We start from the raw sequence: 15482 nt of genomic DNA, 5'->3' as shown, positions 1-15482 counted from the left end.
CCCCGCCGCGCCGCTCGGGATTGCCCAAGCCCGCCGCAGGCCCGGCACCGGCCCGCCGCCGGCCCGCCGCAGACCCGAGCACGGTCAGACGAGCGAGGCCGCCTCCTCCGCGGGAACGGGGGGCGCGGATCCCGCTCCGCGCTCGTCCCAGGCCGCGCGGAGCGCGAGGACCGCGGTGACGAGCTCGTCCTCCGCCGCCGTGAACGGCAGCCGCACGAAGCGCTCGAAGACGCCGGGCGCACCGAAGCGCGGCCCGGGCGCGAGCCGCACGCCGCGTAGGGCGGCCTCGCGGCAGAGCGCGGAGCTGCGTGGCTCCCCCAGGTCGGCCCAGAGGCTCACGCCTCCGCCAGCCTCGGCGGCGCGCCAGCCCGGCAGCTGCGCGGCGAGCTGCTCGCGGAGCACCCGGTGCCTCGCGGTGAGCTGCGTGCTCCGGTCGCGCAGGATCTCGTCGTAGCGCTCGAGCGCGTGGAGCCCGAGCACCTGTTCCCAGGCGCCCGTGCCGAGGTCGCCGATGCGCCGCGCCGCCTCGAGCCTGGCGATGAGCGCCGGGGTCGCCCGGATCCAGCCGATGCGGAGGCCGCCCCACACGGTCTTGCCGAGGGAGCCGATCGTGATGACGGACGCCTCGTGCGCCGCGCTCTCGGCGGCGGCCGCGAACGGCGTGACCCGGCGCGCCCCGCCGAGCGTGAGCTCGGCCGTGGTCTCGTCGGCGATGACGACGGAGCCGCGCTCGGCGAAGGCCGCGATGAGCGCGGCGCGATCCCCCTCCGGGATGCTGGAGCCGGTGGGGTTGTGGTGATCCGGGATCAGGTACGCGAGCCGGGGCGCCACGCGCCCCGCGATGTCGAGCCGCACGGCCGAGGCACCCTCCCCCACGGGCAGTCCGGCCACGAGCGCGCCGGTCGAGGCCAGCGCGGCGCGCGCGTGCGGGTAGCTCGGCGCCTCGATGAGACTCGTGTCGCCCCGGCCGAGGAGGGTGCGGGCGGCGAGGAAGATCGCGTGCTGCGCGCCGAGCGTCACCATGATCTGGCCGGGCGTCGTCGGGAGCCCGCGGGCGGCGTAGCGCGCGGCGATCGCCTCGCGCAGCGCGGGGGCGCCGAGGGTGTCGTAGCCCACGTCGGCGAACACTTCGGGGTGGGCCGCGAAGGCCTCCGCGCCGAGCGCCTGGAGGCCGGCCCACGGCTCTGGGCTCGCGCGGGTGAGGTCGATCCCGCTCCCCTCGCCCTCGCTCCAGGGCCCCGCGGCCTCCCCCGGGCGCGCCCGCAGCACGGTGCCCGAGCCCTGCCGGGAGAGCGCGATCCCGCCCTCGCGCAGCCGCTGGTACGCGGCGCTCACGGTCGTCCGGCTCATCCCGATCGCCTGGGCGAGCTGCCGTTCGGCGGGGAGCACGGTGCCCGGCTGCAGCGCGCCGTCGCGGGCGAGCAGCTCGATCGAGCCGCTGAGCTCCTCGTAGCCCACGCCGCCGTCGCGCCACGAGCCGAGGAGCGCGACGAGCCTGCGGGCGGAGATCCGGTGCGCGATCATGAGGCCACTATATGCAGATTGGCTTCTTGTTCACAGTGCCAATTTGCACTGGACTGGTCGCATGCTGCTTCGACTCACGCGTCTCGTGCCCGGCCTCCTCCTCTACGGGATCGCCGACGCGTTCATGATCCGCGCCGTCATCGGCGTCGACCCCTGGACCGTGCTCGCGCAGGGCACCGCGCTCCAGACGGGGCTCGGGATCGGCCTGCTCACGAACATCATCGGCCTGCTCGTGCTGCTACTCTGGATCCCGCTCAGGCAGCGGCCGGGGCTCGGCACGATCCTGAACATCCTGCTCGTCGGCCCGGGGATCGAGCTCGGACTGTTCCTCATCCCGGAGCTCACGAACCTCTGGCTCCGGATCGCCGCCTTCGCCTTCGGCCTCGTGCTGCTCGCCATCGCGAGCGGGATCTACATCGGCGCGAAGCTCGGGCCGGGCCCGCGCGACGGCCTCATGACCGGGCTAAATTCCCGGTTCGGGATCCCGATCTGGGCGGCGCGCTCCGCCGTCGAGCTCACGGCGCTCGGAATCGGCTGGCTGCTCGGCGGCAACGTCGGCGTCGGCACCGTCGCCTTCGCGCTCCTCATCGGCCCCCTCTGCAACATCACGCTGCCCCTCCTCGATCCCGCGGCGCGACGCGCGCGGGACCGTGAAGGGGCAGCGGGATCTGGAGCGGGATCCGGATCCGGAGCGGAGCTTCGTCAGCGCTCCTCCCCGACCTCCTCAGGCACCTTGTTGAAGCCGGTCACCGGCTGGATCTCGTCGAAGCCGGCGACCTTCTTGCGGAAGCCCTTCGTCAGGAAGATCAGGTAGACGAAACCGATCGCGGTCCAGATCACGCCGCCGATGAGCGCGTCTGCGTGGAGGTTCACCCAGAGCACGCCCGTGAGAAGCGTGCCGATCGCGGGCAGCACGATGAAGTTGAAGATATCCTTCGGGGTCTTCCTGCGGCCCTGGCGGATCGCGAACCACGCGAACACCGAGAGGTTCACGAAGGTGAAGGCGATGAGCGCGCCGTAGTTGATGAACGCCGCGATCATCTCGAGCGTGAACGCCGTAGCGAGCAGGCAGATTGCGCCGGTCAGCACGATGTTGAAGGTGGGGGTGTGCGTTTTCGGGTTGATGTAGCCGAAGAACTTCTTCGGCAGCACGTTGTTGCGGCCCATCACGAGCAGCATGCGCGAGACCGAGGCGTGCGAGGCGAGACCCGAGGCGAGGGTCGCGGCGAAGCCCGCGGCCGTGAGCACGGCCTTCAGCCAGTCGCCGCCGACGGCCTCGCCGACGAGCGGAAGCGTCGAGTCCTCGACGAACTGCATGTCTCCGCCGGGGGCGAAGACGTTCCAGTCGGGGAAGCGCAGCTGCGTGAAGTAACCCGCAATCAGGAAGATCGCGCCGCCGAGTACAACGGTGAGGAGGATCGCGCGCGGCATGATCTTCGGCGTCTTCGCCTCCTCCGCGTACATCGTCACGGCGTCGAAGCCGATGAAGGAGAAGCAGACGATCGTGGCGCCCATGAGGACCGCGCCCATCGTCACGCCGTCGTGGAAGAAGGGCTGCGCGGAGGCGACCGTGCCGACCCCCTCGCCGCCCGCGAGCTGCGCCCACACCATCACGACGAAGACGGTCATGACGATGATCGAGAACACGAGCAGGATCATGTTGACGTTCGAGGTGCCGCGCATCGTGATGTAGATGATGGCGGTCACGAGCACGCAGTAGATGACCACCCAGATCCAGCCGGGGATCCCGGGGAACACGGCCTCGAGGTAGCTGCGGATGATGAGGCAGTTCACCATCGGGAGGAGCATGTAGTCGATGAGGGAGGTCCAGCCCACCATGAAGCCCACGTTCGGGTGCATCGACTCGCGCACGTAGGTGTAGGCGGATCCCGCGCTCGGGATCGCACCCGACATCTTGCCGTAGCTGATCGCCGTGAACACCATGACGATGAGGGCGACGAGGTAGGCGAGCGGCACGACGTTGTTCGTGTCGCGGGCGACCATGCCGAAGGTGTCGAACACCACGGTCGGGGTCATGTAGCCGAGGCCCAGGCCGACGATGGCCCAGAGGCCGAGGCTGCGCTTGAGCGTTGCCCCGCGCGGCGTTGCAGTGGACATGTCTTCTCCTCCTGATGGGAGTTCGCGTCCACCGGGCTGGTGACCCCGGCACGACGCTGGATAGGGGTGGGAGCCATGCTCGCCGGGAATAATCTTGCACCCGCACCGGCCCGCGGCGCAAAACGAGCGCACCGCGCGCCGAACAACCCGAAGGGGACGGGGCAAAAGCCCCGTCCCCTCCGAATATTCAACGGCCGTAACCGACTATTGCCTCGCGAGCCGCTTCTGCTTGTTGATGTTGATCATCTGGACGATGATCACGAGCAGCAGCGCGCCGACGAACACGATCGACGCGAGCACGTTCGCCTGCGCCGGCACGCCCTTGAGCGCCGAGACGTAGATGAACTTCGGGAACGTCGTCGCCGTGCCGGCGTTGAAGTTCGTGATGATGAAGTCGTCGAACGAGAGCGCGAAGCTGAGGAGCGCCGCGCCGATGATGCCGGGCATCAGCATGGGCAGCGTGATCCGCCAGAACACCTGGCCGGGCGACGCGTAGAGATCCCGCCCCGCCTCCTCGATCGCCGGGTCGAGGCTCGCGACGCGCGCCTTCACCGCGACCACCACGTACGAGATGCAGAACATCGTGTGCGCGAGGATGATCGTGCCGATGCCCTTCTCGACGCCCGCGAGCAGGAACTGCGCCGCGAGGCCGGCGCCGAGCACGACCTCGGGGGTCGCCATCGGCGTGAAGAGCAGCAGGCTCACGGTCGAGCGGAACTTGAAGCGGTAGCGCACGAGCGCGATCGCGATCATGGTTCCGAGGGTCGTCGCGATGACGGTCGCGACGGCGCCGATCAGGAGGCTGTTCCCGAATGCCGTGCAGACCTGGGGCGCGCCGCACGGATTCTGCCAGTTGTCGAGCGTGAAGCCGCGCCACATGATGTTGTTGCGGCCGGCGTCGTTAAACGAGAACAGGATGACGTGCGCGATCGGGAGGAGCAGGTAGATGAGCGCGATCGCGCCCACCACCGGCACGAAGGCCTTGCCCAGAGAGAAGTTCTTCACAGCAGATCCTCCGCCCCGCTCTTGCGCACGTAGGTCGCGACGATAATCAGGATGATGACCATGAGCAGGATCGAGAGCGTCGCCGCCATCGGGTAGTTCTGCGTCTGCAGGAAGTTCGACTCGATGACGTTACCGATCATCGTGGTCGACGTCCCGCCGAGGAACTCTCGAGAGGCGTTCACGTAGTCACCCGACATGGGGATGAAGCTCAGCAGCGTTCCCGAGACGATGCCGGGGAGCGACAGCGGGAGCGTCACCTTGCGGAACGTCGTCACGGGCGACGCGTACAGATCCGAGCCCGCCTCGAGCAGTCGCAGATCGAGCGCCTGCAGCGACGAGAACATGGGCAGCACCATGAACGGGATGAAGTTGTACACGAGGCCGAAGATCACCGAGAAGTGGGTGCCGACGAACTCGCTCGGGAGGATCGATTTCCACGCCAGCGTCCGGAGCAGGAAGCTGATGAAGAACGGCGCGACCACGAGGATGAGCAGGATCCCCTGCAGCATCGGCTTGGACCGCACCTTCACCCCGATGAGGTACGCGAGCGGGTAGCTGATGATGAGGCCGACGATCGTGCCGATGATCGCGTAGATGAACGAGCGCAGCAGGTGCGGCCAGTACTCCTGGAGCGCCGCCCAGTAGTTCGAGAACTCGAGCGCTGCGACGTACTGGCCGATCCCGCCGGAGTCGGCGGGGGCCTGCAGCGACGTGATCGCGAGCTGGATGAACGGCGCGACGAAGAAGAGCAGCATGTATGCGATGCCTGGCGCGAGCAGCAGCAGCGCGATCCAGCCGCGCTTCTTCGGCGCCTGCTCAACGACCTTCGCGTTGGCCGAGAAGGCGGTAAATGCCATGATCCGACCCCCTACTCCGCGAGCGCGGCCCGGGTCGCGATGGCCTGGGTCGAGAAGTCGGAGCTGAGCGCGCCCGTGTCGAGCGTGTCGTCGGAGAGGCCGAAGGTGTGCTCCGTGAGCCAGCTCAGCCAGACCTCGTCGCCGAGGCCAGCGACGGGGCCGGCCTGCAGGTTCTGCGCGAACACCTGGAGCGGGCCCGCGCCCGGCACCTCCACCGTGTACTGCGTGCTCACGCCGATGAACGACACGTCGGTGATGCGGCCGGGGCCGATCACGTTGCGCGACGCGTCCTCGACGGGCACCTCCTTCGAGAGGCTGAGCTTCTCGGGGCGCACACCGACCGTGATCGTGCCGCTCGTGCGCTCGCTGCGCGACCGCGGCACCGAGATGCGCGAGCCCTCGAAGTCGGTATGGATCACCTGGTCGGTCTCGCCCACGACGTTCACGTGGAAGAGGTTCGACTGGCCGAGGAAGTTCGCGACGAACACGGTCTTCGGCAGCTCGTAGAGCTCCTCCGGCGCGCCCATCTGCTCGATCCGCCCCTTGTTCATGACGGCGACCGTGTCGGCCATGGTCATGGCCTCCTCCTGGTCGTGCGTCACGTGGAGGAAGGTCAGGCCGACCTCCTGCTGGATCTGCTTCAGCTCCTGCTGCATCTGGCGGCGCAGCTTCAGGTCGAGCGCGCCGAGCGGCTCGTCGAGGAGGAGGAGCGCGGGGCGGTTCACGACGGCGCGGGCGAGCGCGACGCGCTGCTGCTGGCCGCCCGAGAGCTGCGCGGGCTTCCGGTCGGCGACATGATCCAGCTCGACAAGGCGGAGCGCCTCGTGCGCCTTCGCGACCGGATCCCCGATCCGGCGCCGGCGCAGACCGAACGCGACGTTCTCGAGGATCGACATGTGCGGGAACAGTGCGTACGACTGGAACACGGTGTTGACCGGGCGCTTGTGCGGCTTCAGCGCGCTCACGTCCTTGCCACCGATGAGGATCTTGCCCTCGGTCGGATCCTCGAGGCCGGCAACGAGCCGGAGCGTCGTCGTCTTGCCGCAGCCCGAGGGGCCGAGCAGCGCGAAGAACGAGCCTGCGGGGATCGTGAGGTCCAGGTGCTCGATCGCGGTGAACCCCGGGAAGCGCTTCTGGATGCCGACGAGTTCGAGGTCGGCGCCGGACGATGCGAAGTCTGCGTGGTCTGCCATGATCAGAGCCCCAGCACGTTCTGGAACTGCGTCGAGTACTTCTTGTCTTCCTCGGCGGTCAGCGTGCGGAACGAGTGCAGGTGCTCCCAGTCCTTGTCGGTCGGGAAGATGAGCGGGTTGTCGGCGTTCTCCGGGTTCACCTTCTTCATCGCCTCCTGGGTGCCCTTCACCGGGGGAATGAACGTCACGTAGTCCGCGACCTCCGCCATGACCTCGGGGTCGTAGTAGAAGTTGATCATCTCCTCGGCGTTCGCCTTCGCCTCCTCCGAGGTGCCGTTCGGCACGGTGAAGGAGTCCGCCGCGATCATGCCACCCGACTCGGGGATCTCGAGCGTCCACTGGTTGTCGTTCTCGACGTTCAGCATGATCACGTCACCCGTCCACGCCATCGCCGCGAGCGCGTCGCCCGTGATGAGATCCTGCGTGTAGCTGTTGCCCTTGACGTTGCCGATCTGGCCGCTCTTGAGGCCGTCGTCGAGCCAGCCGAGCGCCTCGTCGAACTCCTTGTCGCCCCACTGGCCAGCGGGATCGTAGCCGAGGCCCGCGAGCACCATGCCCATCGTGTCGCGCATCTCGCTCAGCACCACGACCTTGCCCTTGAGCTCGGGGCGGAGGAAGTCGTCGAGGGTCTTAATCCCGTCCGGCACCTCCTTGGTGTTCCACACCCAGCCGGATGCCGGCAGCTGCCACGGCACCGTGAACTTGCGGCCCGGATCGACGTCGAGCGCGTCCCACTGGGCGTCGACGAGGTTCGCCTTCACGTTCGGGAGATTGGCGTAGTCGAACTCCTGGATCTGCTCCGCCTGCACGAGGCGGGCGTTCATCCAGTCCGTCATCGTGATGACGTCGTAGCCCGTGTGCTGGCCGAGCTTCAGCTGATCCTTGATCTTGCCGTAGAAGGTGTTGTTGTCGTCGATGTCCTCGACGTAGTCGACCTTGATGCCCGACTCCTCCATGAAGCGCTCGAGCGAGCCGTACGATCCGGTGCTCTCGTCGAAGTCGAGGTAGTAGGTCCAGTTGCCCCAGATCAGGCTGTCGGCACCCCCGCCGCCGCCTCCTCCCGAGCACGAGGCAAGCCCGAGGGTGCCTGCTCCTGCCGCGCCGACCGCGACGCCGCGGAGCAGCTGACGGCGGTTGAGCTGGGCTCCGCGGATCATTTGGACGATGTTGCGAACGATCGGGTCTTCGGGCATCGGGCCGGCCATGAGAGATCTCCCTTGGTTTCTCATTTACTGCCGGCAGTGCGCAATCGGCCACACTGCCGGGTTGTGATTCTGAATATGTCACAGAGTCTGAACCGATGCAAAGCAAGTCAACGACCGTGACCAATTCTTCACGGAATGGTTATCTTCGAGGCAGTTCGGCGACGAAATATGTGATGAATCCGAAGAAAACCGATGGCTTTCGCAGCACTCCGCGAATTGCGCAAATGTGCTTGGAAGCTCGGGTTTCCTGCTCTATAAAGGGTGTGAGCGCGACGGGCCAGGATCCTGCGTCGCGGTCACCATCGGAGCGCTCGGAGCCTCCTGAGAAACGTGGAGATAGACAGAATTCGAGGTCCGATTCTTCGGATTCCTTTGCCTTTTCGCGATAACACTGCCAGAATCGGTCGTGTGAGCAGCAAACGCACAACGCCAGCGCTCGATTCCACCTCGAAGGCGATCATCGAGCAGCTTCAGCGCGATGGCCGCCGATCGTACGCGGAGATCGGGAAAGCGGTCGGCCTCAGCGAGGCCGCCGTTCGTCAGCGCGTGCAAAAGCTCACGGATGCCGGGGTCATGCAGATCGTTGCAGTGACAGACCCGATGCGACTCGGCTTCAGCCGACAAGCAATGCTCGGCATCCGCGTTTCCGGGGACACCAGGGTCGTCGCCGATCGCCTCGCCGAAATGTCGGAGATCAGTTACGTCGTGCTCAGCGCGGGGTCCTTTGACATCCTCGTCGAGGTCGTCTGCGAGGACGACGAGGGACTCATCGAACTGCTGAACGAGAAGATCCGAGAGATCGACGGCGTGGCATCGACCGAGACCTTCGTCTACCTCCAACTCACCAAACAGAAATACGACTGGGGAACACGATAACCATGTCTTTTGATCCCACTGCAGCGGTCGACACCGCGGCGCTCCAGGCTTCGGCCAAGCGCCACATGTGGCCGCACTTCACCAACCGAAAGGTGCTGGACGACGGCATCCCCGTCATCACCCGCGCCGAGGGTCACCACATCTACGACGCCGCCGGCAAGGGCTACATCGATGGTCTCGCCGGCCTCTTCGTCGTGAACGCCGGTCACGGTCGCGAGCGCATCGTGCAGGCTGCCGCCAAGCAGATGCAGCAGCTCGACTTCATGCCGATCTGGTCCTACGCGCACCCCGCAGCCATCGAGCTGTCGGAGCGCCTCTCCTCCTACGCGCCGGGCGAGATGAACAAGGTGTTCTTCACGACCGGTGGTGGCGAGGCCGTCGAGTCCGCCTTCAAGCTTGCCAAGCACTACTGGAAGATCCAGGGCAAGCCCATGAAGCACAAGGTCATCTCGCGCTCGGTCGCCTACCACGGCACCCCGCAGGGCGCCCTGGCCATCACGGGCATCCCCGACATGAAGAAGTTCTACGAGCCCCTCACGCCGGGTGGCCACCGTGTCCCGAACACGAACTTCTACCGCGCCGACGAGATGGGCGCCCCCTCGAACGACCTCGAGGCCTTCGGCCAGTGGGCCGCGAACCGCATCGAGGAGGCGATCCTCTTCGAGGGCGCCGACACGGTCGCCGCGGTCTTCCTCGAGCCCGTGCAGAACTCGGGTGGCTGCTTCCCGCCTCCCCCCGGCTACTTCAAGCGCGTGCGCGAGATCTGCGACCAGTACGACGTGCTGCTCGTCTCGGATGAGGTCATCTGCGCCTACGGCCGCGTCGGCGACTTCTTCGCCTCGAAGGCCCTCGGCTACGAGCCCGACATCATCACGTCCGCCAAGGGCATCACCTCGGGCTACGTCCCGCTCGGTGCGATGATCGTCTCGGACAAGGTGTCGGAGCCCTTCAACTCGGTCGACAACACCTTCTACCACGGCTTCACGTTCGCGGGTCACCCCGCAGCTGCTGCCGCGGCGCTCGAGAACCTCGACATCTTCGAGGAAGAGGACCTCAACGGCCGCGTGCGCGAGAACAGCCCGCTGTTCCGCGCCGAGCTCGAGAAGCTCCTCGACATCGACATCGTCGGCGACGTCCGCGGCGAGGGCTACTTCTTCGGAATCGAGCTCGTCAAGGACAAGGCCACGAAGGAGACCTTCAACGAGGAGGAGTCGGATCGACTCCTGCGCGACTACCTGTCGCCCGCGCTGTGGGAGGCCGGCCTCTACTGCCGCGCCGACGACCGTGGAGACCCCGTCATCCAGCTCGCTCCCCCGCTGACCATCGGTCCGGCGGAGTTCGCGGAGATCGGCGGCATCCTCCGCAGCGTTCTGAAGGACGCGTCCTCCAAGATCTAGTTCTTGGTACCCGAAGGGGCCCCTCGCTCGCGCGAGGGGCCCCTTCTCGCGTTTGCCGCCCGTCTGCCCGCCGGTGCTCCACCTTGCCGTCGACCTCGCAGAACACGCTCTCAGCGAGCGCGTCGCACCGGGACTCCAGGTGCATGGTCTCGGAGTGCCCACGGAGCTCGACGTCGACACGATAGTTCGCACCGTTCCTCCCGGTCACGGGGACCTGGATCCGGAACGGCAACTGCAACTGCCTGAGACACAGCCGGCTCACGCTCTCAAGCACGGAGTCGGCCCGCGGTACTCGCGCCACCGCTGCTCGGCGATGTGCGCACCCTGCACCACGCCCACGAGATCCCGGCCGTCGACGGCGGCCCTGAGATCGCGGTCGCGGTAGTGGGAGTGAACCTCGTGCCGGCGAAAGCGCAGTTCAGCGGGGATGCGCTGGATGCGGTCGGCGTGCTCGGCGTGCGCTGCGGTCTCGATGGATTCTGTTCTGTGCATGCGTCGAGCATCACGGAAGCGTGTGGGCCGCGGTCCGGACGGAGCGAAATTGTGGATAATTGGTCGAATCCGGCCGCAATGTCAATCCTGTGAGCGAACACTGCGCCATTGCTATGCTGCCGCTATGAGCACACAGGATCCCTCTGCTTCCGCCGGCCAGGGCACGACCCCAGATCCGGCGCGGACCCCGGCCCCCGATCCGGCGCAGCCGCAAGCGGAGGCCTCGCCCCGGCCGCAGTATCAGCAGCCGCTGCCGCCGCATCATCCGTTCGCCGCAGACCAGCCGGGCCTTTCTCAGCAGGAGTATGTGCAGCAGGCGGCCGCGCAGGGGCTCCTCCCCCCACCGAGCTCGATGCACGCCCAGCACCCCGGCGGCGCACTCAACATCTTCGGGATCATTGCGCTCGCACTCCTTGTGCTGCAGATGGTTTTTTCCGCGTTCTCGCCGGTGATCTACCAGGCGGTCATGATCAACGGCATGGTGAACTACACGGCACTGAGCCTGCTCGTGTCGGTGATCCTCGGACTCGTGCTCGTCGTCGCCCTGGTGCTCGCGATCGTCGGCGTGCTCAACAGGAACATGTCGCGGATGCGCTGGACCGCGGTCGGTTCGCTCGTCTCTGCGACGCTTGGCCTCGTCGGCCTCGTCCTTGCCACGGTGATCCCCTGGCTCACGATGGCCTTCTAACCGCCCCCAACAGCGGAGACGCAGAAGCGCCCGCCGGCCCCTGGGGGCGGCGGGCGCTTCGCAGCGGTGTTCCGGCGATCCGGAACCGCAGTGGACTAGCGGCGCAGGCCGAGTCGCTCGATGAGCGAACGGTAGCGCGTGATGTCGACGTCCTGGAGGTAGCCCAGGAGGCGGCGACGCTGGCCGACGAGCAGCAGCAGACCACGACGCGAGTGGTGGTCGTGCTTGTGCGACTTCAGGTGCTCAGTCAGATCCTTGATCCGCTGCGAGAGCATCGCAACCTGGACCTCGGGGGAACCCGTGTCGCCCGGCTTGGTCGCGTACTCATCGATGATCGCCTTCTTGACCTCTGCATTCAGTGCCATAGGGATCCCCTTTCTCCTTGCTGCGCGGCGCCATCAGCGGGGTGCTGGGGCTCTCTTTCTCCGCGGCCGTTCTGACGGCAACCTGTACATCCTAGCACGCACCGCTCCCCCGCCCCGCAACGAACCCGAAACAGGATCGTGACCCCGGGGCAACACCCTCGAGACGGCCCGGAAACGAGGCGCGCGCACACTGAGACCACAGCGACACAAGACCCACCTCATCGGGGAGAAAGGCTGTCACTATGGAAACCCTCACCGCGCACGACGTCTGGGTGCTCACGAGCAGCGCCCTCGTGCTCGTCATGACCCCGGGCCTCGCCCTCTTCTACGGCGGACTCGTCCGCGTCCGCTCCGTCGTCAACATGATGCTCTTCAGTGTGAGCGCCATGGGCGTCGTTGGCGTGCTCTGGATCCTGTTCGGCTACGGCATGAGCTACTTCGCGGCAGGCGAGTCCGGCTGGGCGGGCAACCCGCTCAAGGACTTCGGCCTGATCGAGACGGATCCGGCCAGCTTCATCGGCCTCGGCTTCGGCGTCACCTTCGCGATGATCTCGACCGCACTCATCTCGGGCGCGATCGCCGACCGCGTCGGCCTCGGGTCGTGGGTGCTCTTCTCGGGTCTCTGGGCCACGCTCGTCTACTTCCCCGTCGCCGCGTGGGTGTGGGGCGGCGGCTGGATCCAGCAGCTGGGCGGGATCCTCGGCACGCACGACGTGATCGACTGGGCTGGCGGCACGGCCGTCCACATCAACGCTGGCGCCGCGGCCCTCGCCCTCGCGCTCGTCGCCGGCAAGCGCGTCGGCTTCGCGAAGGGATCGCACCAGCCGCACAGCCTCCCCCTCGTGACGATCGGCGCGGCGCTCCTCTGGTTCGGCTGGATCGGCTTCAATGCCGGCGCCGCGGACGAGCCCGGCCTCGCCGGCCTCATCCTCGTGAACACGATCGGCGCCCCCGCCGCTGGCATCGTCGGCTGGCTCGTGATCGACCGGCTGCGAGGCAGGAAGCCGGGCGTCGTCGGCGCCGCGTCCGGCGCGGTCGCCGGCCTCGTCGCCATCACGCCGGCCTGCGCGGATCTCGCGCCGATCTGGGCACTCCTCCTCGGCCTCCTCGCGGGAGGCCTGTGCGCGTGGGCGATCGACTGGAAGTATCGCCTCGGCTTCGACGACTCCCTCGACGTGGTCGGCCTGCACCTCGTCGCGGGCGTCCTCGGCACCGTCTACCTGGGGTTCTTCGCGAGCGACGCCGGCCTCTTCCTCGGGGGCGACGCCGGGCTCCTGCTCGTGCAGACGATCTCGGTGCTCGCGGTCGCGCTCTACAGCTTCGGTGTCTCGCTCGTCATCGCGCTCGGGATCAAGCTCGTCACGGGCCTGCGGGTGCCGACCGCGGTGGAGGAGGCCGGGATCGACGCCGCCGCGCACGGCGAGGAGGCGTACGCGTACGACGAGCCCGTGTCGGTCGAGCCGGTGCCCGCCGAGCCCGAGCCGGTGCCCGCGGCCGCCCCCAACGCCCGTGTCGGAGGTCGGGGCTAGGCTCGAGGCATGACCTCTGACGCACCGAGCACGCCCGCCCACGAAGCAGATCCCGAGGCCCTCGCCGGCCTCGCGGCCGAGATCGCGAAGTCCACGGGGCTTCTCATCCGGGAGCTTCGTGCGGCGGGCGTCTCCGTCGCCGCGAGCAAGTCGAGCGACGTCGACATCGTGACCGAGGCGGATCGGCGCGCGGAGCAGGCCGTCGTCGAGGCGATCCGCGCCGCGCGCCCGCGCGACGGGGTGCTCGGCGAGGAGGGCGCCGGGATCCCGAGCGAGTCGGGGATCACCTGGGTCGTCGACCCGATCGACGGCACGGTGAACTACCTCTACGGGCTCCCCGCGTACGCGGTGAGCATCGCGGCGACGGTTCCGGATCCCGCTGCCGCGGCGGACGGCCGCCGCGCGATCGCCGGCGCCGTGTACGCCCCGCCGACCGACGAGCTCTTCGAGGCCTGGGAGGGCGGCGGCGCCCGCATGAACGGGACCAGGATCGCGATCTCGGGCGAGACGCGCCTCTCGCACACGCTCGTCGGCACGGGCTTCGGCTACACGGCGGAGCGCCGCGCCGAGCAGGCCGTCATGGTCTCGCGGCTCCTTCCCCGCGCCCGCGACATCCGCCGCCTCGGCTCGGCGGCGTTCGACCTCTGCTCGGTCGCGTGCGGGCGGCTCGATGCCTACTACGAGCGGGGCCTGCAGCCGTGGGACTACGCGGCCGGCTTCCTGATCCTGCGCGAGGCCGGCGGCGCAATCCTCGGCCGCGACGCGGAGACCCCTCCGGGCGAGCCGCTCATCTTCGCGGGTGATCCGGCACTCGTCGAGGAGCTCCGCGGGGTCGTGCTCGGCGCCGAGTAGCCGCGACGCCGGAGAATCTCCGATCGGCAAGAGATCGGCGCAGGTAAATGGGAATGTCAGGCACATTTACTTTTCCGCGCGGCCTGTGCAACGATGGTGGGAAGCAACGGGCGCCTCAGCGCCGTTTCCAAAGGAGGAGACATGCCCAGTCAACCGAGCGATCCCATCGTCCGGAACATCGTCGAATTGCTGCGCTCTGCACCGATGGGCAGGCGCCAGCTGCTCCGCGGGGCTGGGCTCGGAGCCGCTCTCCTCGGCGCAGGATCCCTCGCGGCGTGCTCCGGCCAGAGCGGCCCTGGAGACGGGTCCGGCGGCACGGTCCGCTGGGCGAACTGGACCTACTATCTCGACTACGACGAGGACAAGGGCAACTGGCCCACGCTCGACGCCTTCATGGAAAAGACGAACATCAAGGTCGAGTACTACGAGGACATCGACGACAACAAGACCTTCATCGCGAAGATCAAGGATCAGCTGAAGCTCGGCCAGGACACGGGATACGACGTCTTCGTGCCGTCCGACACCCAGATCGTGCGCCTCTTCGAGCAGGAGCAGCTGAAGCAGTTCGACCGCTCCCTCATGCCGAACGTCGACGCCGAGATGATCGACATGGTGAAGCACGCGAGCTTCGATCCGGATCGCGTCTGGTCGATCCCCTATCAGGCCGGCATGACGGGCCTCGTCTACAACACGAAGCTCTACCCGAAGGGCATCAAGGAGGTCTCCGACCTCTGGGCCCCGGATCTCAAGGGCAAGGTCAATCTCCTCACGGAGCAGGACGACACCCTCGGTCTCATCATGCTCGAGCAGGGGGTCGACATCGCGGGAGACTGGGGCGACGCGGAGTTCGACGCCGCCCTCGAGGTGGTGAAAAAGCAGCTGGCGAGCGGCCAGGTGTTCAACGTCAAGGGCAACTCCTATACCCAGGACCTCGAGACCGAGGACGTCGTCGCCGGCATGTGCTGGTCGGGCGACATCGCGATCCTCAACGAGGAGGCCGGTGAGGAGATCTGGAAGTTCGTGGTGCCGGAATCGGGTGCCTCGGTGTTCATCGACTCCTTCGCCATGCCGAAGGCCGTCAAGTCCTTCGATCAGGTCCACGAGCTCATCGACTACTACTACGAGCCAGAGGTTGCCGCCCAGGTCGCCGAGTACGTGCAGTACGTCACGCCCGTCGCGGGGGCCAAGGAGGCCATGCAGAAGCTGAATCCCGAGCTCGCGGACAACCCGCTCGTCTTCCCCGACGAGGAGATGTCCGGGAAGATCTTCGACATGCGATCGCTCACGGCGCAGGAGGACAACCGCTACGCGCAGGCCTTCCAGAAGGTGCTCGGCAACTAGGCACAGTCCCCCGGGTGGCTGCAAGCTCAGAACTCGGGGT

The 15482-nt window shown here is 67.5% G+C and carries 15 protein-coding genes; 7 read left to right on the top strand and 8 right to left on the bottom strand.

Going from position 1 to position 15482, the window contains the following annotated elements; all coding sequences use genetic code 11:
• Positions 1-84: 84 nt before the first annotated feature.
• Positions 85-1524, bottom strand: coding sequence for a PLP-dependent aminotransferase family protein (locus ACOPJ3_RS06665; protein WP_427871051.1), 1440 nt, complete (start codon positions 1522-1524; stop codon positions 85-87).
• A 61-nt stretch (positions 1525-1585) separates the two neighbouring features.
• Here ACOPJ3_RS06665 and ACOPJ3_RS06660 point away from each other — a divergent pair, with 61 nt between their 5' ends.
• Positions 1586-2338 carry a YczE/YyaS/YitT family protein gene (locus tag ACOPJ3_RS06660; protein ID WP_427871050.1) on the top strand — a complete coding sequence of 251 codons (753 nt, stop codon included), beginning with the start codon at positions 1586-1588 and terminating at the stop codon, positions 2336-2338.
• Here ACOPJ3_RS06660 and ACOPJ3_RS06655 read toward each other — a convergent pair.
• From ACOPJ3_RS06655 to ACOPJ3_RS06635, 5 genes are all read right to left on the bottom strand, one after another.
• On the bottom strand, positions 2227-3642 hold the full coding sequence (locus tag ACOPJ3_RS06655) for an APC family permease (protein ID WP_427871049.1): 1416 nt from the start codon (positions 3640-3642) through the stop codon (positions 2227-2229). The genes ACOPJ3_RS06660 and ACOPJ3_RS06655 overlap by 112 nt on opposite strands.
• 204 nt (positions 3643-3846) lie before the next feature.
• The gene (locus ACOPJ3_RS06650; protein ID WP_427871048.1) at positions 3847-4647 is read right to left on the bottom strand and encodes an ABC transporter permease; all 801 of its coding nucleotides are present in this window, start codon (positions 4645-4647) and stop codon (positions 3847-3849) included.
• Positions 4644-5504: an ABC transporter permease gene (locus ACOPJ3_RS06645; RefSeq protein WP_427871047.1), complete on the bottom strand. Its 861-nt coding sequence runs from the start codon at positions 5502-5504 to the stop codon at positions 4644-4646. Before ACOPJ3_RS06645 ends, ACOPJ3_RS06650 begins: the two co-directional genes overlap by 4 nt.
• 11 nt (positions 5505-5515) lie before the next feature.
• Positions 5516-6697, bottom strand: a complete 1182-nt coding sequence (locus ACOPJ3_RS06640) for an ABC transporter ATP-binding protein (protein WP_427871046.1) — start codon at positions 6695-6697, stop codon at positions 5516-5518.
• A gap of 2 nt (positions 6698-6699) precedes the next feature.
• The gene (locus tag ACOPJ3_RS06635) at positions 6700-7902 is read right to left on the bottom strand and encodes an ABC transporter substrate-binding protein (protein ID WP_427871045.1); all 1203 of its coding nucleotides are present in this window, start codon (positions 7900-7902) and stop codon (positions 6700-6702) included.
• Positions 7903-8310: 408 nt separating this feature from the next.
• On the opposite strand from ACOPJ3_RS06635, the gene ACOPJ3_RS06630 reads away from it, so the two are divergent.
• Both ACOPJ3_RS06630 and ACOPJ3_RS06625 read left to right on the top strand, forming a co-directional pair.
• Entirely contained in the window at positions 8311-8778 is a 468-nt protein-coding gene (locus ACOPJ3_RS06630; protein WP_427871044.1) for an Lrp/AsnC family transcriptional regulator, read from the top strand.
• A gap of 2 nt (positions 8779-8780) precedes the next feature.
• A complete protein-coding gene (locus ACOPJ3_RS06625; RefSeq protein WP_427871043.1) occupies positions 8781-10175 on the top strand; it encodes an aspartate aminotransferase family protein in 1395 nt (464 codons plus the stop codon).
• 258 nt (positions 10176-10433) lie between these two features.
• Here ACOPJ3_RS06625 and ACOPJ3_RS06620 read toward each other — a convergent pair whose 3' ends face one another.
• A complete protein-coding gene (locus ACOPJ3_RS06620) occupies positions 10434-10667 on the bottom strand; it encodes a hypothetical protein (protein WP_427871042.1) in 234 nt (77 codons plus the stop codon).
• A 124-nt stretch (positions 10668-10791) separates the two neighbouring features.
• Between ACOPJ3_RS06620 and ACOPJ3_RS06615 the strand changes: the two genes are divergently transcribed.
• Complete coding sequence (locus ACOPJ3_RS06615; RefSeq protein ID WP_427871041.1) at positions 10792-11355, top strand: hypothetical protein; 564 nt, start codon at positions 10792-10794, stop codon at positions 11353-11355.
• 95 nt (positions 11356-11450) lie between these two features.
• On the opposite strand, the gene rpsO is transcribed toward ACOPJ3_RS06615, so the two are convergent.
• Complete coding sequence (gene rpsO, locus ACOPJ3_RS06610) at positions 11451-11720, bottom strand: 30S ribosomal protein S15 (protein ID WP_427871040.1); 270 nt, start codon at positions 11718-11720, stop codon at positions 11451-11453.
• Positions 11721-11962: 242 nt separating this feature from the next.
• On the opposite strand from rpsO, the gene ACOPJ3_RS06605 reads away from it, so the two are divergent.
• The 3 genes from ACOPJ3_RS06605 to ACOPJ3_RS06595 all read left to right on the top strand — a co-directional run bounded on the left by ACOPJ3_RS06605 (position 11963) and on the right by ACOPJ3_RS06595 (position 15442).
• Positions 11963-13249 carry an ammonium transporter gene (locus ACOPJ3_RS06605; protein WP_427871039.1) on the top strand — a complete coding sequence of 429 codons (1287 nt, stop codon included), beginning with the start codon at positions 11963-11965 and terminating at the stop codon, positions 13247-13249.
• Between the two features lie 9 nt (positions 13250-13258).
• The gene (locus ACOPJ3_RS06600; protein ID WP_427871038.1) at positions 13259-14101 is read left to right on the top strand and encodes an inositol monophosphatase family protein; all 843 of its coding nucleotides are present in this window, start codon (positions 13259-13261) and stop codon (positions 14099-14101) included.
• Positions 14102-14242: 141 nt separating this feature from the next.
• Entirely contained in the window at positions 14243-15442 is a 1200-nt protein-coding gene (locus ACOPJ3_RS06595; protein ID WP_427871037.1) for an ABC transporter substrate-binding protein, read from the top strand.
• Positions 15443-15482: the final 40 nt, after the last annotated feature.

Origin of the sequence: Leucobacter luti (assembly GCF_050310065.1) — a bacterium.
Lineage (GTDB): Bacteria > Actinomycetota > Actinomycetes > Actinomycetales > Microbacteriaceae > Leucobacter > Leucobacter luti_B.
Note: the sequence above shows the minus strand (reverse complement) of the source record. Positions and strands in the feature narration are given on the sequence as shown.

Excerpts from the sequence above, each read along its gene's own strand:
- ACOPJ3_RS06600 (WP_427871038.1), top strand. The coding sequence starts at position 13,259 with ATGACCTCTGACGCACCGAGCACGCCCGCCCACGAAGCAGATCCCGAG.
- ACOPJ3_RS06645 (WP_427871047.1), bottom strand. The coding sequence starts at position 5,504 with ATGGCATTTACCGCCTTCTCGGCCAACGCGAAGGTCGTTGAGCAGGCG.
- ACOPJ3_RS06635 (WP_427871045.1), bottom strand. The coding sequence starts at position 7,902 with ATGGCCGGCCCGATGCCCGAAGACCCGATCGTTCGCAACATCGTCCAA.
- rpsO (WP_427871040.1), bottom strand. The coding sequence starts at position 11,720 with ATGGCACTGAATGCAGAGGTCAAGAAGGCGATCATCGATGAGTACGCG.
- ACOPJ3_RS06625 (WP_427871043.1), top strand. The coding sequence starts at position 8,781 with ATGTCTTTTGATCCCACTGCAGCGGTCGACACCGCGGCGCTCCAGGCT.
- ACOPJ3_RS06605 (WP_427871039.1), top strand. The coding sequence starts at position 11,963 with ATGGAAACCCTCACCGCGCACGACGTCTGGGTGCTCACGAGCAGCGCC.
- ACOPJ3_RS06595 (WP_427871037.1), top strand. The coding sequence starts at position 14,243 with ATGCCCAGTCAACCGAGCGATCCCATCGTCCGGAACATCGTCGAATTG.
- ACOPJ3_RS06665 (WP_427871051.1), bottom strand. The coding sequence starts at position 1,524 with ATGATCGCGCACCGGATCTCCGCCCGCAGGCTCGTCGCGCTCCTCGGC.
- ACOPJ3_RS06620 (WP_427871042.1), bottom strand. The coding sequence starts at position 10,667 with ATGCACAGAACAGAATCCATCGAGACCGCAGCGCACGCCGAGCACGCC.
- ACOPJ3_RS06640 (WP_427871046.1), bottom strand. The coding sequence starts at position 6,697 with ATGGCAGACCACGCAGACTTCGCATCGTCCGGCGCCGACCTCGAACTC.
- ACOPJ3_RS06660 (WP_427871050.1), top strand. The coding sequence starts at position 1,586 with ATGCTGCTTCGACTCACGCGTCTCGTGCCCGGCCTCCTCCTCTACGGG.
- ACOPJ3_RS06655 (WP_427871049.1), bottom strand. The coding sequence starts at position 3,642 with ATGTCCACTGCAACGCCGCGCGGGGCAACGCTCAAGCGCAGCCTCGGC.
- ACOPJ3_RS06615 (WP_427871041.1), top strand. The coding sequence starts at position 10,792 with ATGAGCACACAGGATCCCTCTGCTTCCGCCGGCCAGGGCACGACCCCA.